The sequence below is a fragment of the Vicinamibacterales bacterium genome (assembly GCA_036496585.1).
Taxonomy (GTDB): Bacteria; Acidobacteriota; Vicinamibacteria; order Vicinamibacterales; family 2-12-FULL-66-21; genus JAICSD01.
The window spans coordinates 16,542-41,704 of the sequence record DASXLB010000007.1 but is presented as its reverse complement, the minus strand read 5'-3'; the positions used below and the strand labels follow the sequence as shown (position 1 = coordinate 41,704).

Annotated in this window: 27 protein-coding genes; 14 read left to right on the top strand and 13 right to left on the bottom strand. The window is 67.9% G+C overall.

Going from position 1 to position 25,163, the window contains the following annotated elements:
* The first annotated feature begins 21 nt into the window (after positions 1-21).
* Both VGI12_02565 and VGI12_02560 read left to right on the top strand, forming a co-directional pair.
* Complete coding sequence (locus tag VGI12_02565; GenBank protein HEY2431527.1) at positions 22-186, top strand: hypothetical protein; 165 nt, start codon at positions 22-24, stop codon at positions 184-186.
* A 13-nt stretch (positions 187-199) separates the two neighbouring features.
* A complete protein-coding gene (locus VGI12_02560; protein HEY2431526.1) occupies positions 200-793 on the top strand; it encodes an isochorismatase family cysteine hydrolase in 594 nt (197 codons plus the stop codon).
* Here the strand turns inward: VGI12_02560 and thiC are convergent.
* Positions 790-2,415: a phosphomethylpyrimidine synthase ThiC gene (gene thiC / locus VGI12_02555; protein HEY2431525.1), complete on the bottom strand. Its 1,626-nt coding sequence runs from the start codon at positions 2,413-2,415 to the stop codon at positions 790-792. The two genes, VGI12_02560 and thiC, sit on opposite strands and share 4 nt — an antisense overlap.
* On the opposite strand from thiC, the gene VGI12_02550 reads away from it, so the two are divergent.
* Entirely contained in the window at positions 2,414-3,142 is a 729-nt protein-coding gene (locus VGI12_02550) for a formylglycine-generating enzyme family protein (GenBank protein ID HEY2431524.1), read from the top strand. The genes thiC and VGI12_02550 overlap by 2 nt on opposite strands.
* 22 nt (positions 3,143-3,164) lie before the next feature.
* Here the strand turns inward: VGI12_02550 and VGI12_02545 are convergent, their stop codons facing one another.
* Together VGI12_02545 and VGI12_02540 are read right to left on the bottom strand one after the other, a co-directional pair.
* Positions 3,165-4,043, bottom strand: a complete 879-nt coding sequence (locus VGI12_02545; GenBank protein HEY2431523.1) for a hypothetical protein — start codon at positions 4,041-4,043, stop codon at positions 3,165-3,167.
* A 174-nt stretch (positions 4,044-4,217) separates the two neighbouring features.
* Positions 4,218-5,378 (bottom strand): class I SAM-dependent rRNA methyltransferase, encoded by a 1,161-nt coding sequence (locus tag VGI12_02540; protein HEY2431522.1) that lies wholly within the window; start codon positions 5,376-5,378, stop codon positions 4,218-4,220.
* Between the two features lie 18 nt (positions 5,379-5,396).
* Between VGI12_02540 and rpiB the strand changes: the two genes are divergently transcribed.
* The 10 genes from rpiB (at position 5,397) to VGI12_02490 (ending at position 14,689) form a co-directional block, all read left to right on the top strand.
* Positions 5,397-5,843, top strand: coding sequence for a ribose 5-phosphate isomerase B (rpiB, locus tag VGI12_02535; protein HEY2431521.1), 447 nt, complete (start codon positions 5,397-5,399; stop codon positions 5,841-5,843).
* A 194-nt stretch (positions 5,844-6,037) separates the two neighbouring features.
* Positions 6,038-7,309, top strand: coding sequence for a serine hydroxymethyltransferase (gene glyA / locus VGI12_02530; protein ID HEY2431520.1), 1,272 nt, complete (start codon positions 6,038-6,040; stop codon positions 7,307-7,309).
* Between the two features lie 38 nt (positions 7,310-7,347).
* Positions 7,348-9,360, top strand: coding sequence for an ATP-dependent DNA helicase (locus VGI12_02525; protein ID HEY2431519.1), 2,013 nt, complete (start codon positions 7,348-7,350; stop codon positions 9,358-9,360).
* Entirely contained in the window at positions 9,353-10,282 is a 930-nt protein-coding gene (locus VGI12_02520; GenBank protein ID HEY2431518.1) for a Dam family site-specific DNA-(adenine-N6)-methyltransferase, read from the top strand. Before VGI12_02525 ends, VGI12_02520 begins: the two co-directional genes overlap by 8 nt.
* A gap of 40 nt (positions 10,283-10,322) precedes the next feature.
* Complete coding sequence (locus VGI12_02515; GenBank protein HEY2431517.1) at positions 10,323-11,318, top strand: tetratricopeptide repeat protein; 996 nt, start codon at positions 10,323-10,325, stop codon at positions 11,316-11,318.
* A 3-nt stretch (positions 11,319-11,321) separates the two neighbouring features.
* A complete protein-coding gene (locus VGI12_02510) occupies positions 11,322-12,029 on the top strand; it encodes a YggS family pyridoxal phosphate-dependent enzyme (GenBank protein ID HEY2431516.1) in 708 nt (235 codons plus the stop codon).
* Positions 12,029-12,646 (top strand): DivIVA domain-containing protein, encoded by a 618-nt coding sequence (locus tag VGI12_02505; GenBank protein HEY2431515.1) that lies wholly within the window; start codon positions 12,029-12,031, stop codon positions 12,644-12,646. The genes VGI12_02510 and VGI12_02505 overlap by 1 nt, the downstream gene beginning before the upstream one ends.
* Positions 12,618-12,899 carry a DUF167 domain-containing protein gene (locus VGI12_02500; protein ID HEY2431514.1) on the top strand — a complete coding sequence of 94 codons (282 nt, stop codon included), beginning with the start codon at positions 12,618-12,620 and terminating at the stop codon, positions 12,897-12,899. The genes VGI12_02505 and VGI12_02500 overlap by 29 nt, the downstream gene beginning before the upstream one ends.
* Positions 12,900-12,928: 29 nt before the next feature.
* Positions 12,929-14,152, top strand: a complete 1,224-nt coding sequence (hutI, locus tag VGI12_02495) for an imidazolonepropionase (protein HEY2431513.1) — start codon at positions 12,929-12,931, stop codon at positions 14,150-14,152.
* Positions 14,153-14,164: 12 nt separating this feature from the next.
* On the top strand, positions 14,165-14,689 hold the full coding sequence (locus tag VGI12_02490) for an isoprenylcysteine carboxylmethyltransferase family protein (GenBank protein HEY2431512.1): 525 nt from the start codon (positions 14,165-14,167) through the stop codon (positions 14,687-14,689).
* A gap of 3 nt (positions 14,690-14,692) precedes the next feature.
* On the opposite strand, the gene VGI12_02485 is transcribed toward VGI12_02490, so the two are convergent.
* The gene (locus VGI12_02485) at positions 14,693-15,250 is read right to left on the bottom strand and encodes a hypothetical protein (GenBank protein HEY2431511.1); all 558 of its coding nucleotides are present in this window, start codon (positions 15,248-15,250) and stop codon (positions 14,693-14,695) included.
* Here VGI12_02485 and VGI12_02480 point away from each other — a divergent pair.
* Entirely contained in the window at positions 15,249-15,899 is a 651-nt protein-coding gene (locus VGI12_02480) for a cyclodeaminase/cyclohydrolase family protein (protein HEY2431510.1), read from the top strand. The two genes, VGI12_02485 and VGI12_02480, sit on opposite strands and share 2 nt — an antisense overlap.
* 21 nt (positions 15,900-15,920) lie before the next feature.
* Here VGI12_02480 and VGI12_02475 read toward each other — a convergent pair whose 3' ends face one another.
* From VGI12_02475 to VGI12_02435, 9 genes are all read right to left on the bottom strand, one after another.
* Positions 15,921-16,268 carry a hypothetical protein gene (locus tag VGI12_02475; GenBank protein ID HEY2431509.1) on the bottom strand — a complete coding sequence of 116 codons (348 nt, stop codon included), beginning with the start codon at positions 16,266-16,268 and terminating at the stop codon, positions 15,921-15,923.
* Between the two features lie 7 nt (positions 16,269-16,275).
* Positions 16,276-16,986, bottom strand: coding sequence for a signal peptidase I (gene lepB / locus VGI12_02470; protein ID HEY2431508.1), 711 nt, complete (start codon positions 16,984-16,986; stop codon positions 16,276-16,278).
* The gene (gene lepA / locus VGI12_02465; protein ID HEY2431507.1) at positions 16,983-18,785 is read right to left on the bottom strand and encodes a translation elongation factor 4; all 1,803 of its coding nucleotides are present in this window, start codon (positions 18,783-18,785) and stop codon (positions 16,983-16,985) included. The genes lepB and lepA overlap by 4 nt, the downstream gene beginning before the upstream one ends.
* 43 nt (positions 18,786-18,828) lie before the next feature.
* Positions 18,829-19,296, bottom strand: coding sequence for a hypothetical protein (locus VGI12_02460; GenBank protein HEY2431506.1), 468 nt, complete (start codon positions 19,294-19,296; stop codon positions 18,829-18,831).
* An 84-nt stretch (positions 19,297-19,380) separates the two neighbouring features.
* On the bottom strand, positions 19,381-21,048 hold the full coding sequence (locus VGI12_02455) for a caspase family protein (protein HEY2431505.1): 1,668 nt from the start codon (positions 21,046-21,048) through the stop codon (positions 19,381-19,383).
* Positions 21,045-21,773, bottom strand: coding sequence for a hypothetical protein (locus VGI12_02450; protein ID HEY2431504.1), 729 nt, complete (start codon positions 21,771-21,773; stop codon positions 21,045-21,047). The genes VGI12_02455 and VGI12_02450 overlap by 4 nt, the downstream gene beginning before the upstream one ends.
* Positions 21,754-22,248 carry a sigma-70 family RNA polymerase sigma factor gene (locus VGI12_02445; protein HEY2431503.1) on the bottom strand — a complete coding sequence of 165 codons (495 nt, stop codon included), beginning with the start codon at positions 22,246-22,248 and terminating at the stop codon, positions 21,754-21,756. The genes VGI12_02450 and VGI12_02445 overlap by 20 nt, the downstream gene beginning before the upstream one ends.
* Positions 22,249-22,282: 34 nt before the next feature.
* Positions 22,283-23,905 (bottom strand): hypothetical protein, encoded by a 1,623-nt coding sequence (locus VGI12_02440; protein ID HEY2431502.1) that lies wholly within the window; start codon positions 23,903-23,905, stop codon positions 22,283-22,285.
* Positions 23,902-25,029 (bottom strand): cytochrome c, encoded by a 1,128-nt coding sequence (locus VGI12_02435; GenBank protein ID HEY2431501.1) that lies wholly within the window; start codon positions 25,027-25,029, stop codon positions 23,902-23,904. Before VGI12_02435 ends, VGI12_02440 begins: the two co-directional genes overlap by 4 nt.
* Between the last annotated feature and the right edge of the window lie 134 nt (positions 25,030-25,163).

Here is a 25,163-nt window from a genome sequence, read left to right as displayed (position 1 = left end):
AAAGGGCTGTCTTCCCCGACCGTGAATGTGGTCTGGGCGCTTGCGAATCTGGTCGTCGGCTACCTGTTGTTCCGGGTGGGACGCGTTTCGAGTGGAGACGTCGCACGACTCGTCTTCTTCTTCGCTGGCATCGTCGCCATCAGCATCATGGGGAGCGTGAGCTTCGCAACCAAGCACGCCAGGTAGCAGACGACACGCCATGCCAGTCACCACACTCGATCCGCTCGCCGCATTGATTGTCATCGACCTTCAGAAAGGCATCGTCGGCCTTCCGACCGTTCACCCTGCCGGCGAGATTGTCCGCCGTTCGGCTCAACTGGCGCGCACCTTCCGCGGGCGCGGCCTGCCGGTCGTACTGATCAACGTGACGGCGGCCGCTCCAGGTCGCACCGACGCCGGTCCGCGCAGCTTCTCTTTCTCCAACGATTGGACAGAGCTTGTTCCGGAACTGGATCAGCAGCCTGGTGACATCCTCATCAGCAAGCAGCGGGCGGGTGCGTTCATCGGGACCGAACTCGACGAGATCCTCCGCGAGCGCGGAGTGACCCAGGTCTTTCTGACCGGCGTTGCGACCGGCACTGGTGTCGAAGCCACGGCGCGCAGCGCCGCTGATCACGGCTACAACGTCGTTGTCGTCACGGATGCAATCACGGATATGGACCCCGAGGTACACCGTTTCTGCATCGAGAAGATCTTTCCCCGGCTTGCCGAAACGGATACCACCGAGAACGTGCTGACGCTCGCGACGCGCGCGGAAGTCAGCAGCGCGCAGGACGCAGAGGCACCCGGCTAGTCCTGCTTCAGGTAGAGCGCCGACCCCTTGTCGCGGAACTCCGCGGACTTCTCGGCCATGCCCTTCGCGGCATCCGCAGGATCCATGACGCCGGCTGCGCCGGCTCGGATTTGCTGCGTCAGCTCCATCGAGCAGAATTTCGGCCCGCACATCGAGCAGAAGTGCGCGACCTTGGCGCCGTCGGCCGGCAGCGTCTCGTCGTGGTACGCGCGCGCGGTCACCGGATCGAGCGCCAGGTTGAACTGATCCTCCCATCGGAACTCGAATCGCGCCCGCGACAGCGCGTCGTCCCACGCCTGGGCGCGCGGATGCCCCTTGGCCAGGTCGGCGGCGTGGGCGGCGATCTTGTAGGCGATGACCCCGGCCTTGACGTCATCGCGGTTCGGCAGGCCGAGGTGCTCTTTCGGCGTCACGTAGCACAGCATCGCCGTGCCGTACCAGCCGATCATGGCGGCGCCGATCGCCGAGGTGATGTGGTCGTAGCCCGGCGCGATGTCGGTCGTCAGCGGCCCGAGCGTGTAGAACGGCGCCTCGCCGCACCAGTCGAGCTGCTTGTCCATGTTCTCGCGGATGAGGTGCATCGGTACGTGGCCCGGGCCCTCGTTCATCACCTGCACGTCGTACTCCCAGGCGATCTTCGTCAGCTCCCCCTGCGTCCGCAGCTCGGCGAACTGCGCCTCGTCGTTGGCGTCGGCAATCGATCCCGGGCGCAGCCCGTCGCCGAGCGAGAACGACACGTCGTAGGCGCGCATGATCTCGCAGATCTCGCGGAAGTGCGTGTAGGCGAAGTTCTCCTGATGGTGTGCCAGGCACCACTTGGCGTGGATCGACCCGCCGCGCGAGACGATACCGGTGACGCGGCGCGCGGTCATCGGCACGTAGCGCAGCAGGACGCCGGCGTGCACCGTGAAGTAGTCGACTCCCTGCTCGGCCTGCTCCACGAGGGTGTCGCGGTAGATCTCCCACGTCAGATCTTCGGGACGGCCGCCCGCCTTCTCGAGCGCCTGGTAGATCGGCACGGTGCCGATCGGCACCGGCGAGTTGCGCAGGATCCACTCGCGCGTCTGATGGATGTCCTTGCCGGTCGACAGATCCATCACCGTGTCGGCGCCCCACAACGTCGCCCAGCGGAGCTTGTCCACTTCCTCCTCGATCGTCGAGCTGACGGCGGAGTTGCCGATGTTGGCGTTGATCTTCACCGCGAAATTGCGGCCGATGATCATCGGCTCGAGCTCGGGATGGTTGACGTTGGCGGGGATGATGGCCCTCCCGCGGGCCACCTCGGAGCGGACGAACTCGGGGTCGAGCCCCTCGCGGATCGCGATGAACTCCATTTCTGGCGTGACCGCGCCCGACCGCGCGTAATGCAGCTGTGTGACGACCGGCCCCCCCCGTCGCGGTGCAATCCACGGCTCGCGCAGTTTCGGCAGGCCGGCGCGCACGTCGCCGCCCTGCGTCCCGCTCGCATCGTAGACGCGCAGCGTCTCGCCGTTGCTCAGCATGATTTCGCGCATCGGCACGCGCACGCCGCTCGACCCGGCGACGTGGACCTTGCGGGAGTTCGGAAACGCCGTCGCGAAGTCGGCCGCGGTCAGAGGCGTGTAGTCTGTGCGGGTAGCCATGGCACGATTATGCCTCAGCGGGCTCCTGCTGACGCTGGCAGCGGCGCTCGCGCAACGCGCCGATCCGGTCACCGGGATGCCGTTCGTGCTCGTGCCGGCGGGATCGTTTCTGATGGGGTCGCCGGAGACCGAGAAGGACCGCGAGGCACAGGAACGCCGGCACCGGGCCATCGTCGAGCGGCCGTTCTATCTCGGTGTCCACGAAGTGACGCAGGCGGAGTGGACGAACGTGCTGGGCACCAACCCGTCACAGCACGCCGGCTGCAGCGGCTGTCCCGTTGAGCAGGTGAACTATGACGAGGTCGAGCGCTTCATCGCGCGGCTGAACGAACAGAGCGCGTGGCCCGGGTTCCGGCTGCCGACGGAGGCGGAGTGGGAGTACGCCTGCCGCGCCGGTGGGAACGGTGCCTACGGCGACAGCGGCACGATCGACACAGGCCGCGCGAACATCAACGGCCGCGGTACGCGGCCGGCCGGTTCGTATCCACCGAACGCGTGGGGACTGTTCGACATGTCCGGCAACGTGTGGGAGTGGACCGCGACGAACTACGCGCCCTATCCCGGCGCCGCCGCGCCCGACAGCCCCGCCTACACGCCCGACCGCAAGGTGATCCGCGGCGGCAGCTGGCTCTTCGCCGCCGATTCCGCCCGCTGCGCAACGCGCTACACGCACCGGCCCGAGGACCGGGGGCCGAGCCTCGGCTTCCGCCTGGCGCACAGCGAGTAAGCGAGGCGCTGGGGCGAGACCGTCAACGCCCGACGCGGCGGTAGTCCGGCATGTAGGTACGGAGCCCGTGCTGCGGCGTGTTCTTCGAATAACCGGCGACGAGCTGGGCGTCGTACTTCGCGGAGTAGAAGTCGAACGGGTCGGCCTGCTGCTGATCGATCAACTGGAGGTCGGCGTCGCTCATCGTCAACTTGCCGAAGCGGATGGTGCCGCCGCGGAACCAGATGTAGTTGCCGCCGCTCTTCGGACGCAGCGCGGCGCCGCGCCCGAACGTCTGCATGAGGTGGTTGTCGCGCACCGCGGCGCCGACAAGATGACCGCTCGTCGCAGGCGGCGGCAGCATCTTGCCGGAATCCAGCAGCAGGTCGTCCTTCTCGATCCGGATGCCGCGCGCCGGGTTCTGGTGGACGAGGTTGTCGAGCTCGATCCCGAAGAGGTGCATCAAACCCGACGCCGGCACGCCGGCGGTCTTCATCTTCTCGGGATGGATACGCAGCAGTCCTTCCGGTGTGACACTCACCGATGCCGTCACGGTGAACGGTACGGTCACGCCCTTCGACAGCTTTCCGTGCTGCACGATGTAGGGCCCCTCGAAGGACACCGTGAGGTCCGACAGATTCGATCCCTTGAACGCGAACGCGTGATTGACGAGCGCGGTCAGGCTGGCGGCGTCGATCGACAGCTCGGCGTCCTCGATCGCCATGTCGAAGGAAGACGGATCGTCGAAGACGGGAATCTGCCCCGGACGCGTCGGGCGCAGCGTGCCGTGCAGCCAGTTGATGTCGAGCGCGGCATCGGCGGCGACCCGCAGGTGGACGTTGCGCATGTCGATGCCGACGCCCCCTGTCGGATCGGGCGCCATCAACGACAGGACAGCCGCTGCGATCAGCATCTTGGTCATCGTCGAATACGTCCGCAACCGGCATGCCGCGTAACCGCCGGTCCGAGCCCGAGAAGCCCTGCCGTGCCGGGTTACGCCAACGGTAATTCCCTTACCATCGCCGTCCCGGCGGCACCGGTGGCCGACGGTTCAGGTAGCGGCCGCTCGATCGGTATGGCACCGCCGTCGCCGGACTCAGGCCAGCTTCCGCAGGATCAGGCACTTCAGATAGTGCGTTTCCGGAACGCTCAGCAGAATCGGGTGATCGCGGCCCTGCGAGCGCTTCTCGACGATCGAGACCACCGCGCGGGCGTCGACGGCCGCCGCGGCGACCACTTCCTGGAACAGACCCTCGCTGACGTTGTACGAACAGCTGCAGGTGACGAGAAAGCCGCCCGGCTCGAGCAGCTTCAACGCCCGCAGGTTGATTTCCTTGTAGCCCGACAGCGCCTTCGGCACCGACGCCTTGTTCTTGGCGAACGCCGGCGGATCGAGGACGATCGTGTCGAAGCGGGCGCCGATCCGTTCCAGCTCGCGCAGCTCGTCGAAGACATTGGTCGCGCGCGCCTCGACGTGCGCGAGGCGGTTGCGCAAGGCATTGGCCCGAATGCGCGCCACTGCCTCCTCGGAGATGTCGACCGCCAGCACCGTGTCGCACTTCGGCGCCAGCGCCAGCGCGAAGCCGCCGTTGTAGCTGAAGGCGTCGAGCAGCCGTCCTCGCGCGTAGGCGAGCGCCGCGTCGCGGTTCTCACGTTGATCGAGGAAGAGTCCCGTCTTCTGTCCGTGCCACGGGTCGACGTCGTAATGGACCGCCCCCTCACGAATCTCGATCGTCGCCGGCACCTCGCCGGCGAGCGCTTCGACTTTCTGCTCCAGGCCTTCGAGCTGGCGCACGCGCGGGTCGTTGCGCGCCAGGATGCCGGCCGGCTGCGCCAGCTCGCCGAGCGCGGCGGCGATCTCCGGAAGCCGGCGATCGATGCCCTGCGACAACGCCTGCACCACGAGGTAGTCGCCGTAGCGATCGACGATCAGCGACGGCAGCCGATCCGCCTCGCCGTGCACGAGACGATACGCCGTCGCGTCGGGCTGGAGCGACTCGCGGAACCGCATCGCGGCCGCGATCCGATCGCGCACGAACGTCGCCGCCGGCGGCTCCGGCCCGAGCGTCACCATCCGCAGGGTGATCTCCGATCGGTCGCTGAAGAGCGCGTGGCCGACCACGCGCCCGTGTACGCCCAGCACCCGCACCAGATCACCCGCCGTCGCCTCGACGTCGGCGACGTCGCTGCGATAGATCCAGGGGTGTCCGCCGCGCGCGCGGTCTTCCCCCTTGCGTGTGATGACGGCGGTGGACACGGCTATAATCAGCATTCTATGCGCATCGCGATCGGCGCCGATCATGCAGGTTTCGCGCTCAAGGAGCACCTGCTGGCGCTGATCGCGGGGCTTGGCCACGACGTCGACGATCGCGGCACCCACAACGACACCCCGATCGACTATCCCCCCATCTGCGCCGACGTCGCCCGTCAGGTCGCGGTCGGTGTCGTCGATCGCGGCATCGTCATCGGCGGCAGCGGCCAGGGCGAGCAGATGACCGCCAACAAGGTGCGCGGCATCCGCGCCGCGCTCTGCAACGATCTCTACACCGCGCGGTTGTCACGGCAGCACAACGACGCCAACGTCCTCGCGATCGGCGCGCGCATCGTCGGGTTCGGGCTGGCCGAGGAGATCGTCGCGCTGTGGCTGGCGACCGCCTTCGAGGGCGGACGCCACCAGCGGCGGATCGATGAGGTCATGGAGATCGAGCGTGAGAGACAGTGAGGCAGGGCTGAAGCCCTGCGCTACAAGCACAGGACTGAACCCAGCCCTGCGGCGAGAAAACTAGCGCAGACCTTCAGGTCTGCCCGTGACAAGTAGCGCAGACCTTCGGGCCTGCCCGTGACAAGTAGCGCAGACCTTCGGGTCTGCCCGTGACAAGTAGCGCAGACCTTCAGGTCTGCTCGTAAGAGGAACGCATGGCACACACGACCGACACTCCGTCCCGCTGGCGTACGCTGGCCGCCACCGATCCCGAGATCGACAAGGCCATTCACGACGAGCGGCACCGGCAGAACAGCGGCCTCGAGCTGATCGCGTCGGAGAACTTCGTCAGCCAGGCCGTGCTGCAGGCGGCCGGCTCGGTGATGACCAACAAATATGCCGAGGGCTACCCCGGCAGGCGCTACTACGGAGGCTGCGAATTCGTCGACGTCGCCGAGACGCTGGCGATCGCCCGCGCCAGGGAGCTGTTCGGCGCCGAGCACGCCAACGTGCAGCCGCATTCCGGCGCGCAGGCCAACATGGCCGTCTACTTCACGCTGCTCAAGCCGGGCGACACGGTGCTCGGCATGAACCTCGCGCACGGCGGCCACCTGACGCACGGGCACCCGCTCAACTTCTCCGGCAAGCTCTACACCATCGTCCCCTACGGCGTGCGGCAGGACGACGAGCGGATCGACTACGACGAGCTCGAGCGGCTCGCGCACGAGCACAAGCCGCGGATGATCATGGTCGGCGCCAGCGCCTATCCGCGGGTCATCGACTTCGCGCGGATCGGCGCGGTCGGCACCGCGATCGGCGCGGCGGTCGTCACCGACATGGCGCACATCGCCGGCCTGGTCGCCGCCGGCATCCACCCGAGCCCGGTGCCGCACGCCGATTTCGTGACCACGACGACGCACAAGACGCTGCGCGGACCGCGCGGCGGCATGGTCCTCTGCCGGGGGCAGTACGCCAAGGATCTCGATCGCACGGTATTCCCCGGCATCCAGGGGGGGCCGCTGATGCACGTCATCGCCGCCAAGGCGGTGTGCTTCAAGGAAGCGCTCGAGCCCGGCTTCAAGGACTATCAGCGGCAGATCGTCGCCAACGCGGTGCGCCTCGCCGCCGGACTCGGCGCCGCCGGCTTCCGTCTCGTCAGCGGCGGCACCGACAACCACCTGATGCTCGTCGACGTGTTCTCGAAGGGGCTGACCGGCAAGCTGGCGGAGGCGGCGCTCGGCAAGGCCGGCATCACCGTCAACAAGAACGCCATCCCCTTCGACCGCAACCCGCCGATGGTGGCGAGCGGCATCCGGGTCGGCACGCCCGCGATCACCAGCCGGGGCATGCGCGAGCCCGAGATGGATCGCGTCGCGGAGTTCATTGCCCGGGCGCTGGCGTCGCCAGAAGACGATCTGGCGCTGGCCCGCGTCAAGGTGGAAGTCGAGGCCCTGTGCCGGAAGTTCCCGCTCTACCCGGAGGGTTAGCGAACGCTGGACCCGATCGGTCCAGCCTGCACGCCAGCGTGGCGCGGGTCTTCGCGCCCGGCGGGCCGCTCGCCTCCTCGCTCGACGCCTTCGAGGCACGGCCCGCGCAGCTCGAGATGGCAGCGGCGGTCGCCGACGTGTTCGCCGGCGGTGGTGTCCTCCTCGCCGAAGCCGGTACGGGCACGGGCAAGACGCTGGCGTATCTCGTCCCCGCGATCCTCAGCCGGCAGCGAGTACTCGTGTCCACCGGCACCAAGAATCTGCAGGAGCAGATCTACTTCAAGGATCTGCCGGTGCTGCAGAAGACGCTCGGCGTGCCGTTCACCGCGACCTACATGAAGGGACGCGGCAACTACCTCTGCCTGCACCGATTCGACGCGCTCGCGGACGCGTGGGGCATCGAACGCCACGGGGGCGACGCCCGTGGGGGACGCCAGGACGAGTCGGGCGAGGCAGGCACCGCCGCCGAGCGGCGGCTGCGAGCGCCGGTCAGCGACAGGGGGGTTATCGAGGCCATCGACGAGTGGTCGCGCCGGACCCAGACGGGCGATCGCGCCGAGATGGAGGACCTGCCCGAGGACCTGCCGTTGTGGTCCGAGATCGCCGCGTCGGCCGAGAACTGTCTCGGCGCCGAGTGCCCGCAATTCGACGACTGCTTCGTGACCAGGATGCGGATCCGCGCCGCCGAGTCCGACGTCGTCATCGTCAACCATCACCTGCTGTGCGCCGATGCGGCGGTTCGGCAGCACGCGTTCGGCGAGGTGATCCCCGCGTGCCGGTATGCGGTGGTCGACGAGGCGCACCAGCTCGAGGACGTGGCGACGCAGTACTTCGGGCGGATGGTGAGCAACTTCCGCGTCGACGACTTCGCGCGCGACGTCGACCGCGGACTGGCCGCGCGGCAGATCGCCGACCTCGACACCGTCGAAACGCTGCGCCGCGACGTCGAGCACGTGCGCGACTTCGCGCGGATGTTCTTCGGCGCGCTCCAGACGCTGCGCTTCGAGCAGGGCGCCGGCGGGGAGTCGCGCATCCGGGTGAAGGCGGCGCAGCTCGAGCCGCTGCTCTCCGACGCCGTCGCCGTCGTCGACGCGCTCGAGGCGCTGGCGGCGACGATCGCGCTCGCCAAGGACGTCCCCGAAGACGTGCTGGCGCTGCAGCGGCGCGCCGAGGAGATCGGCGCGGACGTCCGGTTCCTGACGCAGGCCGACGATCGCGGCTACGTCTACTACCTCGACGTGCGCGGGCGCGGCGTGTTCCTGCGCGGCTCGCCGATCGACGTCTCGGACATCGTGCGCGAGATGCTGTTCGATCGCATGACCGCCGCGGTGCTGACCTCGGCGACGCTGAGCGTCGACGGCCGCTTCGACTACGTCCGCGGGCGGCTCGGAATCCGCCGCGCGCACGAGCTGCGGCTACACTCGGAATTCGACTACCGCGAGCAGACGGTCCTCTACCTGCCCAAGAAGATGCCCGACCCGAGGTCGCCGCAGTTCTCGGAGGCGGCCTCGCGCGAAGTGGTGGAGATCCTGCGGCGCACCGACGGCCGAGCCTTCGTGCTGTTCACGAGCTACAACAACCTGCGCCAGGTGCACCAGTTCGCGGCCCCGCGCCTCCCCTATCCGATCTTGATCCAGGGCAGCGCGCCGCGCTCGACGCTGCTGCGCGAGTTCAAGTCGACCCCCAACGCGGTGCTCTTCGCCACCGCCAGCTTCTGGCAGGGCGTCGACGTGGTCGGCGAGGCGCTGAGCTGCGTGATCATCGACAAGCTGCCATTCGCCTCACCGGGCGATCCGATTACCGCCGCGCGGATCGAGGCGATCAACGAGGCCGGCGGCAACGCCTTCGCGGACTATCAGATTCCGCTGGCCATCCTGGCGCTCCAGCAGGGACTCGGCCGGCTGATCCGCCATCGCAGCGACCGGGGCGTGCTGGCCATCCTGGACGCCCGGCTGACCACGATGGCCTACGGGCGGCGTTTTCTGGCCTCGCTGCCGCCCGCCCCCGTAACGCACGACCTCGCAACGCTCGATAAGTTCTTCGATGCCTGACGTGCGTACGCGGCTGCGGCCCCTCCTGAAGTGGGCCGGCGGCAAGCGGCAACTCCTTCCCGAGCTCCGCCCCTTCTACCCGGCCCGGTTCCCGCGCTATCTGGAGCCGTTCCTCGGCAGCGGCGCGGTGTTCCTCGACCTCCACAACCTGGGACTGCTCGACGGACGCGAGGTGTGGCTGTCGGACATCAACGCCGACGTCGTCGGCTGCTATCTGGCGGTCCGCGGCCACGTGGAAGCGGTGATCGGAGCGCTGCGCCGCCACGAACGCGACTACCGGACCGGGGGCGGCGCGCATTTTTACAAGGTGCGCGACGACGAGTTCAACCCGGCGCGCCGCGACGTGCACGCGTCGGCGGATCCGGCGGCCGCCTATACGGCCGACCTGTCGGCGATGCTGATTTTCCTGAACCGCACCGGATTCAACGGCCTGTTCCGCTTGAACGGCAAGGGGGCCTTCAACGTCCCGCACGGCCGCAACGCCAATCCGCGGATCTGCGACGAAGACAACCTGCGGGCCTGGAGCGCGCTGCTGCGCCGCCGCGGCCTCCACCTCGAGGCCTGCGGGTTCGAATCGGCGCTGACGCGCGCCGGCCGCAATGATTTCGTCTACCTCGACCCGCCGTACGCGCCGCTGAGCGCCACGGCGCGGTTCACGTCCTACACGGCCGGCGGGTTCGGCGCCGACGAGCAGAAACGCCTGCAGCGGGAGGTGCTCCGCCTGACCGCCCGTGGCGCGTCCGTCCTGCTCAGCAACTCCGCCGCCCCGCAGATTCGCGCCTTGTATGCGCGCGACCGACGGGCGCTCAAGGCCGGGCTGCAGGCGAGTACCGTCGCGGCGCGGCGTGCCATCAACTCGCGAGCGTCCAGCCGCGGGCCCATCCGCGAATATCTCATCACCAACGTCAAGCCCTCACTGTGACGTTGTAAGATACTTTGACCAACTTCCAGTGGAGGACTCCATGAACGGCGCCACTCTTCGCCGTGCCGTTATCGCCAGTTGCATCCTGGCTCTCACGCTCGTGTTCGTCCCCGTGCCGGCTCACGCGCAGAGCGGATCGATCAGGGGAAAGATCACGGACGCACAGGATCAGCCGGTCGACGGCGCGACCATCAGCCTTTCCAGCACCGATAAGGGCGGCAAGCCCATCAACGTCAAGACGAACAAGCGCGGTGAGTACATGCAGGTCGGACTGTCGCCGGGCCACTACAAGGTCACGGTGACCAAGGGCGACCTGACGGTCACGAAAGAGACCGACGTCCACCTCGACATGCTCAACTTCGACGTGAGGCTCGTTGCCGGCGGCGGCGGCGGCGCGGGTGGCGGAAGTGCCGCGGCGAACAAGGAAGAAGCGGCGAAGAACGAGAAGATCAAGGCGACGTTCGCCGAAGGCGTCCAGCTCAGCAAGGACGGCAAGAACGACGAGGCGATCGCCAAGTTCCAGGAGGTCGCAGCGCTGGTTCCGACCTGTGCCGAATGCTACCTGAACATCGGCACCATCCAGATGAACGGGAAAAAGTACGACGACGCCATCGCCTCGTTCAACAAGTCGATCGAGATCAAACCGACCCCGGAGGCCTACGACAGCCTGGCCAACGTCTACAACACCCAGAAGAAATTCCCCGAGGCGGAGGCCGCGGGCAAGAAGGCCATGGAGCTGAGCTCGGCCGGTGCCGGAGCCGCCGGTGGGGCGAGCGCGTCGGCCCTCTATAACCAGGCCGTCATCCTCTGGAACCAGAACAAGGCGCAGGACGCGGCCGACAAGCTCGAACAGGCCACGAAGACCGACCCGGCCTTCCCCGAGGCGCACTATCTGCTCGGCAAGGCCTACATCAATCTGGGCAAGCTGCCCGAGTCGGCCAAGGAGCTGCAGGAATACCTGCGTCTGTCGCCCAACGGCGCGAACCACGACGACGCGACCAAGACGCTCGAGATGCTGAAGCCGTACATCAAATAGCGGGTGTCCGACTCCAGCATCAGCGCCAATCTGGCCTCGATCCGGTCCCGGATCGAGGCCGCCGCCCGCGCCGCCGGACGCGATCCCGCGTCAGTCCGCCTCCTCGCCGTCTCGAAGACCTTCCCCGCCGACGCCGTGCGCGAGGCCTACGAGGCCGGCCAGCGCGACTTCGGCGAGAACAAGGTCCAGGAAGCCCTGCAGAAGATCGAGGCAACGGCCGAATTACCAATCAGGTGGCATCTCATTGGCCATCTGCAGTCGAACAAGGCCAGACGGGCGGCGGGGGCGTTCGCGGCGCTCCATTCGGTGGATTCGATCGACCTGCTGCGTCGGCTCGACGCGGCGGCAGTCGAGCAAGGGGTGCGCCCGGAGATCTATGTCCAGGTCGATCTCGCTGGCGAGACGACGAAATTCGGGGCGGCGGAGGCCGAGGTGGGTGACATCGTCCGAGCGGCCGGCCACTGCCGCGCCGCGACAATGCGGGGGCTGATGCTGCTGCCGCCCTGGTCCGACGACCCCGAACAGGCGCGACCCTATTTCCGACGCCTGCGGCTGCTGCGCGAGCGCCTGATCGAGGCAGGGACGGATGGCTCGCACCTGACGGAGCTGTCGATGGGGATGAGCCACGATTTCGAGGTGGCGATCCAGGAGGGAGCCACGCTCGTGCGCGTCGGCACCGCGATATTCGGCAAACGGATTGTGAGGACCTGATGTTCGAGCGCAGCCAGACCGACGAGATGATCGCGCCCCAGCCGCCGGAACGCGTGATGCGGATCAGCCCGATGGACATGCGGCAGCAGCGCTTCCGCTCGTCGTTCCGCGGCTACGACCGCACCGAAGTCGTGGCGTTCCTGACCGAGGCGGCCGACGACTACGAGCACGCGATGCGGGAGATCGACCGCCTGCGGACCGATATGACCCGCCTCGAGTCGCTGCTCGTCGAGCACCGCCAGCGCGAGAACAACCTCCGCGACACGCTCGTCACGGCACAGCGGGTGTCCGACGACATGAAAGAGGGGGCGCAGAACGAGGCGAAGCTGATCGTCCGCGAAGCCCAGGGCCGCGCCGACCTGCTGTTGCAGAAGGCGCAGGGCCGCCTCGAGGAGATCGATCGCGAGATCAACGAGCTCAAGCTGCGGCGGCGCGACACCGAGGGCTCGCTGGAATCGGCGATTCAGGCGCTGTATCGCGCGCTGGAGTTCATCCGCGAGCAGGACGAGACGCGCGGCGAAGAGAAGGTCCTCCTGCACCGTCCCCGCCAGACCGAACTGACCCTGCCGGCCCGACCGGCCGACGTCCGTGTCGACGAACGGAAGGCGTCGAGCTAGCCTCGACATCCGGGTCATCCCGCGCGCACCGCAGACGAAGGTCGACGGCGAGCGCGGCGGTGCCATCCTCGTCCGCCTCGCGGCACCTCCTGTCGACGGCGCCGCCAACGCGGCGCTTGTCGCCTTCCTGGCCGACGCGCTCGGCGTTCCCCGCCGTCAGGTCGCGATCGTCGCCGGCAACACGTCTCGCGACAAGCGCGTCCGCATCGAGGGCCTTGACGAGACCGAGGCCCGCGCCCGGCTTCTGAAGTAGCATTTCACTTTCGCTGCGCGCTCTTCCTGATGGTTGCCATCCGACACCTGCGACAGCTGATCACCTGTGCGGGGCCCGCCCCGCGGGCCGGGGCGCGGCAGCGCGACGTGGAGATCATCCTCGACGGCGCGATCGCGTGGGAAGGCGAACGCATTGTCTACGCGGGCACCGACGCCGGGCTGCCGCGCGGAGTCGCCGACGGCGACATCATCGACGGGCGCGATTGCTCGGTCGTCCCCGGCTTCGTCGACGGACACACGCACGCGCTGTACGCCGGCGACCGCCGCGACGAGCTGCGACGCCGGCTCGCCGGCGTCACCTATGCCGAGATCGCCGCGGCGGGGGGCGGCATCGTCTCGACGGTGGCGGCGACGCGGTCCGCCACCACAGAGGCACTGGCGGCCGCCACACGTCCGCGCCTGCAGGAGATGTTGGCCTGCGGCACGACGACCGTGGAGATCAAGAGCGGCTACGGCCTCACCCTCGAAGACGAGCTCAAGATGCTGCGGACCATCGAGCGCCTGCGCGCGGAAGTGGCGCTCGACATCGTCGCGACCTTCATGGGCGCTCACGAAATCCCGGTGGACTACCGGTCGCGCCGCGACGACTACCTGCGGCTGATCATCGACGAGATGATCCCCGCGGTGGCGCGCGCCGGGCTGGCCGACTGGTGCGACGTCTTCTGCGAGACCGGCGTTTTCACGCCAGCAGAGTCGATCGCAATTCTCGAAGCGGGCAAGCGGCATGGGCTGAGGCCGCGGATCCACGCCGACGAACTGGCCGCCAGCGGCGGCTCGCAGGTTGCGGCCAAGGTCGGCGCGCGCTCGGCGGACCACCTGATCTTCGCCGACGCCGCGTCGATCGAGGCGCTGCGCTCCGCCGGCACCGTCGCCACGCTGCTTCCGACCGCGGCCTTCTACCTCAAGCTCGGGCGGTTCGCGCCGGCCCGCGCGATGATCGACGCGGGGGTGCCGGTCGCGCTCGCAACCGACGTGAACCCAGGTGGCGGCTTCTCGCCGTCGATGCCGTTCGCAATCACGCTCGCCTGCTTCGGGATGGGGCTGACGTTCGAGGAGGCGCTGGTCGCCGCGACGATCAATGGCGCGTTCTCGCTCGATCGCCACGTTTCGCTCGGCAGCCTGGAGCCGGGCAAGCAGATGGACGCGGTGCTCGTGCGGGGCGACGCGATCGACCTGATTCGCGTCGGCGCCGCGTCGATCGCGCGCGTCGTCAAGCGGGGGCGCCTGCTATAGGGGCGGCCGGCCATGAGAGCGCTCCGCCACCTGCTGGCGATCGCCGTGCTGCCGTTCACCGTGACGGTACTCGTGCCGCTGTGGATCGCGCGCGACGAGACGACCATCCCGAGACTCGGCGCGACAGCCGCCGAACTCCTGCTGCAAACCGCTGGTGTCGGCGTGCTCGCGGTCGGCCTGCTCCTCTTCGTGTCGTCGCTGCGGCGATTCGAATCGGAAGGCGACGGCACGCTCGCTCCCTGGGATCCGCCGCAACACCTCGTCGTCGGCGGGCCGTACCGCTACGTGCGCAATCCGATGATCTCGGGAGTGCTCTTCGTACTCGCGGCAGAGGCGATGCTGCTCCTCTCCCGCCCGCACGGACTCTGGGCCCTGACGTTTCTTGGCATCAACGCCGTGTCCACGCCCCTCCTCGAAGAACCGATGCTGCGTGCCCGCTTCGGCGAGGCCTATCGCGAGTACTGCCGCCACGTGCCGCGCATCGTGCCGCGGCTGCGTCCGTGGACACCGGACCGGACCCCGGGGGCGCCGGAGTAGTCGTCAGTCGCCCGAGTCTTCGGACGCCGTCGGCTGTTTCGCGGCACCCTCAGGCTTACCGCGCTGCGTGACGTAGACGGCGGAATCCCAGGCGTTGTGGATCCCGATGAACAGCAGCAGCATCGCCACGAAGCCGAGGCCGAAGAGCAGCGTATCGACGTCGTGCCGGAATGCCAGGCTCGCCGCGAGCGCGGCATAGCTGGCAAACGGCAGCCACCAATGGAAGATGCGGTCCTCGAGCACGGGCCGGTACTCACGCTGCCGGCGCGCGGCGCGGCGGATCGACACGACGTAGGCACAGCCGGCGATGCCCAGGGCGGTCAGCGTCGCGAGCGGCACGGTCATGCCGTGCCACGGCGCGCTGAGTACCCCGGACAGGGCGAGCACGGCCGAGAAGTGGACGATGGTCGGCGTCGAGAAGCTGCTGGTCGCGGTCGGGTCGCCCAGGCCGCGATCGGCGACGAGCGCGATCACCACGAACTGGAGCCCGGTCAGCGCCGCTGCCGACGAGCCGACGATGACGTAGAAGTTCTCCCACTCGGCGAGGTGCGGGTCGGTCATGCTGGTAGGATCCGATCACATCCCGATGCTCCTGGTCAAACAATCCGTCTCGGATGTGCTGGCCGCCTTCCGCGCGGCGACGCCGACGCCCGGCGGCGGGTCGGCCGCCGCCCTGGCCGGCGCGATGGGCGCATCGCTCGTCGCGATGGTCGCCGGGTTGCCCAAACCAACAGCCGCGACCGAAGAGGACGTGCAGCGCCTGCGCGCCGCGGGTGATCGCTCGGGGGGGATCGCCGTCGAGCTGGAGCGACTCGTCGACGTCGACAGCGCCGCCTACGATCTGGTGATGGCCGCCTACAAGCGGCCCAAGGTGACCGACGAGGACAAGGCTGCCCGGTCCGCCGCGATTCAGGCCGCCATGCGCGAGGCGATCGCCGCCCCGCTCGCCGTGATGCGCGCGTGCGCCGGCGCCGCCGAACAAGCCGTGGTCGTGGCCGCGCTCGGCAACCCGTCCGCGTCGAGCGACCTGCGGGTCGGCCTCGAGCTCCTCAACGCCGGGTTGCGCGGCGCCGCGCTCAATGTCGAAATCAATCTGGGAAGCGTGAAGGACGCGGACTACGTCGGGAAGGTGAAGGCTGACCTGACCGAGTTCGCGCGCGCGATCGGCCACGAATCGGCCGCGGCGGGGCGCGTGCTCCAGAACGGATAGCCCGCGCGCGACGGGCCGCGCTTACGGTGTCGTGTAGGAGAAGTCGAAGCGCCTGTCGAACCCCGGCACCAACGGCACCATCTCGGCGTAGGCGAACTTGATCGTGATCTTCTCCCCCAGGCCGGCGCCGTTCTGGCGCGACACCTCGATGTAGTCGGGATCGAGCGGAATCTGGTTCTCCTGCGCCAGGTCCATCACCTTCTGTTTGACGACCTCGTCGCCCTTCGCCGGCGGCTGGCCGGCGAGGATGGCGTACTCGCGGACGGCGTCCTTGAACTGCTGATCGTGGAAGTAGAGGGTGCCGAGGCGATAGACCGCGTGCCCGAGCAGCAGGAAGATGACGACGCTGACGATGCGCTTGATGATCACGTGACGCTCAGCGTATCTGGTGGAACAACCGCTCCCACCGCGTTCTGGTGAAGAAGTGCATCACGACGGAGCCGAGGCGCTTGATCGACGCGCCGAGCCCCTCGTCCAGATAGTCCTCGCGGCCCGACTCGTACGACCAGTAGATCAGCAGGGCCCGTCCCTTGACGTACTCGCGCGGCAGGAACCCCCAATAGCGGCTGTCCTGCGAGTTGTCGCGATTGTCCCCCATCACGAAGTATCGGTCGTCGGGGACGGTCACCGGGCCGAAGCGCTCCCGCACGTCGGCCGACGTCACCTCCTGCAGGTCGTTCGACGGCGGCGTCAGGAAGTGCACGTATGGCTCGTCGAGCGGCTGGCCGTTGATGTAGACCCGCTTGGCCTTCAGCTCCACGGTGTCGCCCGGCAGGCCGATGACTCGCTTGATGAAATCGCGGTCGGGCTCCTCGGGGTACTTGAAGACGACGATGTCGCCGCGGCGCAGGGTGCGGACCGGCAGCGTGTGGCGGCCGATGGCCAGCGGTGTCGGCCCGAAGATGAACTTGTTGACCAGCAGGTGATCGCCGATCAGCAGGTTGTTCTCCATCGACCCGGTGGGGATCTTGAACGCCTGCACCACCCAGGTGCGCACGAACAGCGCCAGGACGACGGCGATGACGATCGACTCGAAGTACTCGCGCGCAACGGATTTCTTGAACGGGGCGGCAGGCGTCGTCGTCATTCGGTATCCATCTTGAGGACGGCGAGGAACGCTTCCTGCGGGATCTCGACGCGCCCGACCCGCTTCATGCGTTTCTTGCCTTCCTTCTGTTTCTCGAGCAGCTTGCGCTTGCGCGAAATGTCGCCACCGTAACACTTGGCGAGCACGTTCTTGCGCATCGCCCTGACCGACTCGCGCGCAATGATCCGGCCGCCGATGGCCGCCTGGATCGCCACCTCGAACATCTGCCGCGGAATCAGCTCGCGCATCTTCGACGCCAGCTGTCGGCCGCGGGCGTAGGCGGCGTCGCGGTGCACGATGATCGAGAGCGCATCAACCGGCTCCTCGTTGACCAGGATGTCCATCTTGACGAGCGGCGATTCCCAGTAGCCGGTCACATGATAATCGAGCGACGCGTAGCCCCGCGAAATCGTCTTCAGGCGATCGTAAAAGTCGAGGACGACCTCGTTGAACGGCAGCTCGTAGGTCACGAGGACCCGGTCCGATGACAGGTACTCGAGACCCTTCTGGATGCCGCGTTTCTCCTGGCACAGCTCGAGGATGCCGCCGACGTGGATCGAGGGCGTCAGGATCATCGCGGTGATGATCGGTTCCTCGATTTTTTCGATGCGTCCGGCGTCAGGGAGCTTGGCTGGGCTGTCGATCTCCTGCACGCCGCCGTCGGTCGTCGTCACGCGGTACAAGACGCCCGGCGCGGTCGTGATCAGGTCGACGTCGAACTCGCGCTCGAGCCGCTCCTGGATGATCTCCATGTGCAGCAGGCCGAGAAAGCCGCACCGGAATCCGAACCCGAGCGCGAGCGAGGTCTCGGGTTCGAAGTGGAAGGAGGCGTCGTTCAGGCGCAGCTTCTCGAGCGCATCGCGCAGCTGCGGATACTCGCTGCCTTCGACGGGATAGAGCCCCGCGAACACCATCGGCTTCATTTCCTTGAAGCCGGGGAACGCCTCGAGCGCGGGCCGCGCGGCCTCGGTGATGGTGTCGCCAATCTGGGCGTCGCTGACGGTCTTGATCCCCGCAAAGACGAACCCGACTTCACCCACGCCCAATTCCTCGACCGGCATCGGCTTGGGTGAGAACGTGCCGACCTGCTCGACCTGGTACTCCTGCCCCTTCTGCATGAACTTGATCTTCATGCCGGCGCGGACGGAGCCGTCGATCACACGCGTCAGGATGATCACGCCACGATACGGGTCGTACCACGAGTCGAAGACCAGAGCCTTCAGCGGTGCCTCGGGATCACCCTTCGGCGCCGGCAGCCGGTGGACGATCGCCTCGAGGATCTCGTGGACGCCGGTACCTTCCTTGGCGCTCGCGAGGATGGCGCCGCTCGCGTCGAGCCCGACGATGTCTTCGATCTGTCGCTTGGCCTCGTCGGGCTGCGCGCCCGGCAGATCAATCTTGTTGATGACGGGGACGATCTCGAGGTTGTTCTCGACCGCCAGATAGGCGTTGGCGAGTGTCTGCGCCTCGACCCCCTGCGATGCGTCGACGATGAGCAGCGCCCCCTCGGAGGCGGCGAGCGAGCGCGTCACCTCGTACGAGAAATCGACATGCCCCGGCGTGTCGATCAGATTCAGGATATAGGTCTCACCGTCGTCGGCGTGGTAGGTCAGCCGGACCGCGTGCGCCTTGATCGTGATGCCGCGCTCGCGCTCGAGATCCATCGAGTCGAGCACCTGCGCTTCCATTTCGCGCTTCTGCAGCGCGCCGGTCATCTCGAGGAAGCGGTCAGCGAGCGTCGACTTGCCGTGATCGATGTGGGCGATGACGGAAAAATTGCGGATCCTGGACTGGTCCATCGTGAGCACTAAATTGTAGCAGGACGGGAGGTTGGAGGAGGATTTAGCGTTCGGTAGCGGCGCGGGCCTGGAGGTAGGCGTCGAAATCGCGGCGGACCTCTTCGTGCGCGGACCGCTCGACAGCCGCGCGATGCCACTTGGCGATGAGCGCCTTCACCTGGCCGGGATCGAAGCTCATGCCCGCCATGGGGTGATACAGCGTGCTGGCCCGGAAGGCCTCCGGCGTCACCATCTGCAGGAATTCGTAGTGCGCGAGCGGCATCGTCGGCCGGACGTAGTCAGGCACCGTCGTCGCGTCCTGGTCCCACGGATGGCCGGTGAACGTCCAGGCCTGGACCTTGACGCGGAACACCTGCCTGCCGCTGTCGTCGGGCTGAGCCTGGACCGTGATCGCCGGCGTTTCGGCGACGGCGTCCCGGATGCGGTCGAGTTGCGGCGTGTCCTGGGCCGGGAGGGCCGGAAGGCTGGGCGCCTGCGCCAACAGCAGCACGAGAAGGGGGAAAGTGGCCACGCCAGTGCTCCATCATTTTAGACGCCGCGCGCCCGCGTTCGGCTGCGCGCGGTCCAAACGGCGGGCCTGGAGTCTGCCCCACGTCTACCGCCCGTGTCCCCAGAGGAACCCGAAGCTCACCGTGAACTTCGCGCCGTTGTGGTTGCCACGCAACCCGGGCTCGTCGAAATTCGCCATCCAGTTGTAGCCGCCGTTGACGTCGAACGACAGCCAGCGCACGATGTGAAAGTCGGCCCCGGCAAGGACGTCGCCGCCAACCGTCGAGTGCGTCGAATTGCTGCTGGAGACGACGCCGGACGCGACGACCGACTGGGACGTCGAGCCGAACACCGGTCCAAGCGTGGCGCCGATGAACGGCTTGACCGCCGACGAGGGGCGGTTCGACGTGAACGGATTCCAGCGCACGCCAATCGGCACCGCCACCAGCGACGTGTGGCTCGCCGACATGCTGTGCGCGCTGACGGTGCTGTCTGCGGACCCCGTCCGCGCGTCGGCACCGACGGTGAGCGCCAGGCCTTCCCGCATGAACGTCGTGAACTGCAGCCCGCCGACGATGAGTGCGGTGTTGGTACTGTAGACGAGCACCCCCGAAGGCGTATTCGACGCGTCGAGCCCGTGCGCGCCGCCGACCGTGACCTCGATGCGGTACCGGCCGTTGACGGCGAACTTGACGGGCGGCACGCTGTCGCCGCGCTTCTTCGTCGCTTCCAGGGTCACCTGGCCGAACTGCTTCGGCTCGAGCGTCACCGTGCCGCCGTCCTCCACCCGCGTCTTCGCCAGCATCGACTGCTTGTCGCGATCGAGCCGTACCTCGTAGGCGCCAGGCTCGACGCCGAGATTGATCTTCCGCCCGTACGGCTTGTAGAGCTCGACGACCAGCTCCTGCGCGGCGTTGCGGATGAAGAAGCGTCCCTCGAGGTCTTCTCCCAGCACCAGCGTCGCCGTCGTCTGGCGGACGTCCGTCATGACGACGTCGCCGGAGCCGGAGAGGTTGATGTCGTAGGAGGGATGCTGGGCGCCGCCGCGCGTGTCGACCGTGCGGCCCAGCGTCTCGTTGAAGGCGAACTGGTAGGCTTCGTTCAATGTGATCTTGCCGTCGCCAGAGAGATCGGCGGCGCCGCGAAAGCCGGAGATCAAGTAGTGGGTGAAAAACGAGCCTCGGATGCGATCCGATTCCTGCGCCGACTCGGTCTCGGCGCTCGAGGTCAGGAAGGCATGGCCGCGCATCGCGGCCGACTCGTCAACCAGGAACGGCGGGCGTACCTTGCCGCCCTTGAGCCGGGTGAAGGCGCCCGACGCACAGGCATCGAGCACGGCGATGCGGACGTCAGCCGGAATCTGATCGAGGCGATCGCGCAGCGTGCGATACGAGTAGCGGTCGCTGCCGATGAGAAGCCCCTGTTCATCGGCGTGCCCCGAGTAGTAGACGATGATTTCGATGCGCCCAGGCTCCTTCAGGCGTCGCGCCTCGACGACGCGCGCGTTCAGTGCGTCGAGGGCGTCGATCAGCTCGTTGAGTTTCGGCTGCCGCAGCACGACCTCGTTGGCTTGCGGCACGCCGCCGAGATCGAGCATGACGCGCGCGAAGCGCTCGGCGTCGGAAATCGCGTACAGCAGTTTCGCCCGGTCGCCGCCGCCGAGATTGGCACCGACCACGAGGACGAAGCGCTGCACCGGCACCGCCGCGGATGCCGCGGCGGCCGCGCCGGTCATGGCGATCGCCCACGTCAGGGCCGCGAAACTGGTTTTCATCGTCGTCCTTCTTTCTGCACCGCGAACGTGGCCTGTTCGAGGCCGGGGGGAAGCGGCAGCGTGGCAGGCGCCGTCGCGGCGGCGCGCGCGGCGGCCAGAACCGCCGCGACCGCGAACGGCCGCGTGCCGGTTATGAAATAAAAGCGCTCGATGCGCGGCGCTTCGTCGAGCTCGTAGGCGCTGTCGAGCAGGGTCATCTTCACCGGCGCGAGCGGCACGGCTTCGGCGCCGGCCGGCGGCAGGTGCAGCGTCACGGCGCCGCGGCCGTCGATCGAAAGAATGACGCCGTAGCCGCGCCCCGCGGACTGATAGCCGACACGCAGCAGATCGCCCGCGCGTGCGACGTCGCCGTCGGCGAGCCGCTCGCTGCCGGCGGGCGTGCGTCGATACAGCGCCAGCGACGGCCGGTCGCCGGCCGAACCCTTGATCCGATCCGTTGGCGACGGCAGGTGCGGCATCACCGCCAGCATGGTGACGACCGCGGTCGCCAACGCGATCGCCAGCGCTATGCCGCGCGCCGATCGCGACGGCGCCGCGGCGACGCCAACCAGACCGGCGGGCGTGTGGCGCCGCCAGATCTCCGCGTCGGAACGCGCGATGGCCAGCAGCCCTGCGCGCGCCGACGGGTTGACGGCGATCTCGCGATCGAGCGCCGCCCTTGCGGAGGGAGGCAGTTCGTCCAGGGCGTAGCGTTCGAGCAGCAGGTCAGGGATGGTTCGCGTCATCGATCATCTCCGTCAGCGACAGCCGCAGCGCCCGCAGGCGCTTCCGCACGCCCGACACCGACATGCCGGTGTCGGCGGCGACTTCCTCCAGCGTCAAGCCGTCCACGTAGCGCAGTACCGCCATCGTCCGGCTGGACTCCGGGTGCCGGCCGAACAGGCGCGCCAGGAGCAGTCGGGCTTCGCTGGCGCCGCCGGGCTCCTCCGCGTTCGCGATCTCCGCCAGGATGGCCTCGTCGTGTGTCACCGGTTCGCGGCGGTCGTCGCGGAGCCGGTTCAAACACACGTTCGTGGCGATCCGATACAACAGGCTCGAGGGGTAGCGGACGTCGAGCCGCAGGCGGTGTTCGAGCACGCGGACGAAGACGTCCTGGCAGGCGTCGAGCGCCGACTCCTCGTCGCGGAGCAGCCGCCGGCAGCGGCGCAGCACCATCGGGCCGTACCGCCGGGCCAGCGCCTCGACGTCGAGGTCCCTCACGTTACTGATTGAACACCGGAGCCGGGGGAAAGTGTTACTTGCGTGAGGTGGCGCGCGCCAGCGTCGCGGTCGTGCCGCCAGCCATGGCGTCGTAGTACTCGGTGAAGCGGCGAGGCTCGGACGCCTGGGAATAGGCTTTGAGGTTCTGCGCCCAGCGGAAACCGATCGGCTGATACAACAGCTCGACATCGACCGTGAACGGGCCGGACGCGCCGGCGACGTCGACCGAGTAGCGGACGCGATCGCCGCCGCCGGTAAAATCCGCGTCCTCGGCGGCCGCGCCGTGGACGGCAACGTCGGGTTCGGCCGTGTGCTTGTCGAATCCCTTCGGCAGCAGTCGGTTGTCCTTCACGTATTGCGACGCGTTGAGCAGGCCCGTCGTCACGCCGCCGTTCGCGTCCCCCATGATGCTTTCGTAGATCTGCACTTCGCCGCTGTCACGGATCGCCGCGTAGTGCGGCTCGAACTTCGTCTTGTCGGCGTCGTTGTCGTTGCCGGCGATCGATCCGTCGGGGTTCACCCTGCCGGATTCGAAGACGACGCGGCCGCCGCTGTCGCTGACGGTGAAATGGATCCAGACCCGGCGTGACGGGTAGGCGGTCGGCAGCTTGTGGCCGCCGAGGTTCTCGATCGCAACGGTGGTCTCGAGCCGGCCGCCCTCCACTCTGACCTCGCCAAGCGTGAGGCGTGCGGCCTGGGTGGCCAGATACCGCTCGGTGCGCGCCGCGGCGGCGTCGAGCTCCTGCGGCAGCGCCGCCACGTCGAGCGCGTCGCGGTAGCGCATCAGCATCCGCTGGATGAAAAAGTTGCCCGCGACGAACACGTGGCGCGCGAGCTGACGCGGCTCGCCGAACACGCGCGTGATGGACACCGGCTCGCTGACGACCGGCATGTGACACGACTGGCAGCTCTCGGTGTCCTTGTAGTCGCTGTGCAGCCACTCCTGGAACGGCACCTGCTCCGGCAGCCGTCCAATTTGTTTGCCGCCGGGGCCAAGCGTCTCGGTGATGAGGGTGTGACAGCTGGCGCACAGTTCCGACTTGCGGATGTGCGCGGCCGTGGTGGGCTCAAACCCTTCCGTTGACGTCTTCATCACCAGCATGTGACCGTGGTCGATTTGATAGGGACCGTACTCGTGATGGTTGCCCTGCGCGTCGGGTGGATCGATCGTGAAGTTGCCCGTGAACGTCGCGGCCTCGCCGAGATGCCCGGCGCTCAGCTGGTGGCACAAGGCGCACGACACGCCGTCTTCGGCGAGGCTGCCGCCGTCGCGGCGCGATTTGAAGGGCAACTGCGCGAAGACCTGCGCCTGTCGCCCCTGGATCTTCGCCGTGTAGCGTTCCATCGGCATGTGGCAGCGCGCGCACGTGTCCTCGATCTCCGCCGTCGATTCGGGATGATCGATTGTTTCGCGGCGGATGCTGCCCTGCCAGTACGGATCGCGCGACGAGTTCGCCATCAGGGTCGCGCGCCAGTCGAACCCGATCGAGACGTCCTGGCCCGACGCCGTCGTCAGGCCGTTGTGACAGGCGATGCAGCGATCGGAGGTCAGAAACGAGGCGGGCGCGGCGGCGCCGGGCTTGACCGACTGGGCGGCCAGGGCCACGCAGGCCAGCGCGCCAATCGTCACGGTGAGGAGAAGTGCCGTCCGCGTCATTTCCAGCCGTCGAACAAGCCGCCGTCGAACCAGTCCCACAGCAGGTAGAAGCCGACGGAGTTGGCTCGGCCGTCGCGGTTGTTGACAGGCATCCGCACGCCCAGACTGCCGCGGATGTGTTGCCGGCGATTGATCGTCACCTGCATCTGCGGGACGACGTCGAGGTTCGAAGGCGCGCCGCTCTCGAGGTCACGATCGACGATGAGCTCGGCCATCGGCGTCCACATGCGGCCGAGGCCGCGATCCGCGCGGAAAGACCTGCCGGCCGCCATGCGCGCGTAGATCGCGCGCGCCAGCACGCTGCTGTCGGTCGGCTGCTCGAAGCCGAGCTGTCCCTGCACGAAGCCGCCGCCGCGGCCGAGCAGCTGTCCGGCGGCAAGGAACGCTTCGAGTACCGTGGTGCCGGAGCCGAGCCCCTTGTCCTGATTGCCCGACGGGACGGTTACGACTCCCTGGGCGCTGAAGATCGAGCCGCTGTGGAGGCTCGACCACAGCACCTGCTTCCAGCCGACTTCGACGTCGCCGACGCCCGTGTGCGACGCGCCCGTCTGGTCGTGGCTCACCGCCATCGGGATCGACAGCTCGAGCTGTCCGCGCGCGCTGAAGCGTCGCTCGTACTGGAGCGCATAGGTCGCGTCGTGGCCGCGTCCGCTCTCGGCGGCGGGGGCGATACTCGACGCGAACACCGTCTCGCTCTCGGGGAACGCTTTCTCGGTGAAGAGCGGCCGCGGCAGGTTCAACTCGCCCGCCGCCCACGCTTTGTCGTGACAGAGACCGCGGATGAATTTCACCAGCGCCGTGATCTGATCCGCGCTGAGCAGGTCGCCGAACGCCGGCATGATCCGCGAGAAGCCGCGCGCCTTGCCGCCGTCGTGGATCGTCGCGTACCAGTCGGCTTCGACCTCCGGGCTCGTCTGGTCGCAGGCGGTGAATTCGGGATACGTGGGCGGCTTCTCGAAACCGATCGTGGAAGCGAGGGCGCCCGATCCCTCCGGACCGTGACAACCGGCGCAGCCGGCGGCGAAGAGCTGGGCGCCGTCAGTCAGACCGTCGGCCGGACGGGTTTGCGCGACGGCCGGAGCACCAGCCAGCAGTAACAGAACGACGGCGACCGGGGAACGCACGCTCTGCGAATCTTATCGCAGCTACTACGGACGAAGGGAGACTGCCGCGGTCGGATCTCCTTTGCCGGCCTCGCGGCCCGCGCTTCCGCCACCATGTCCTTCAGCATGTCGGGCGACCTCCGGCAGCGTGGACC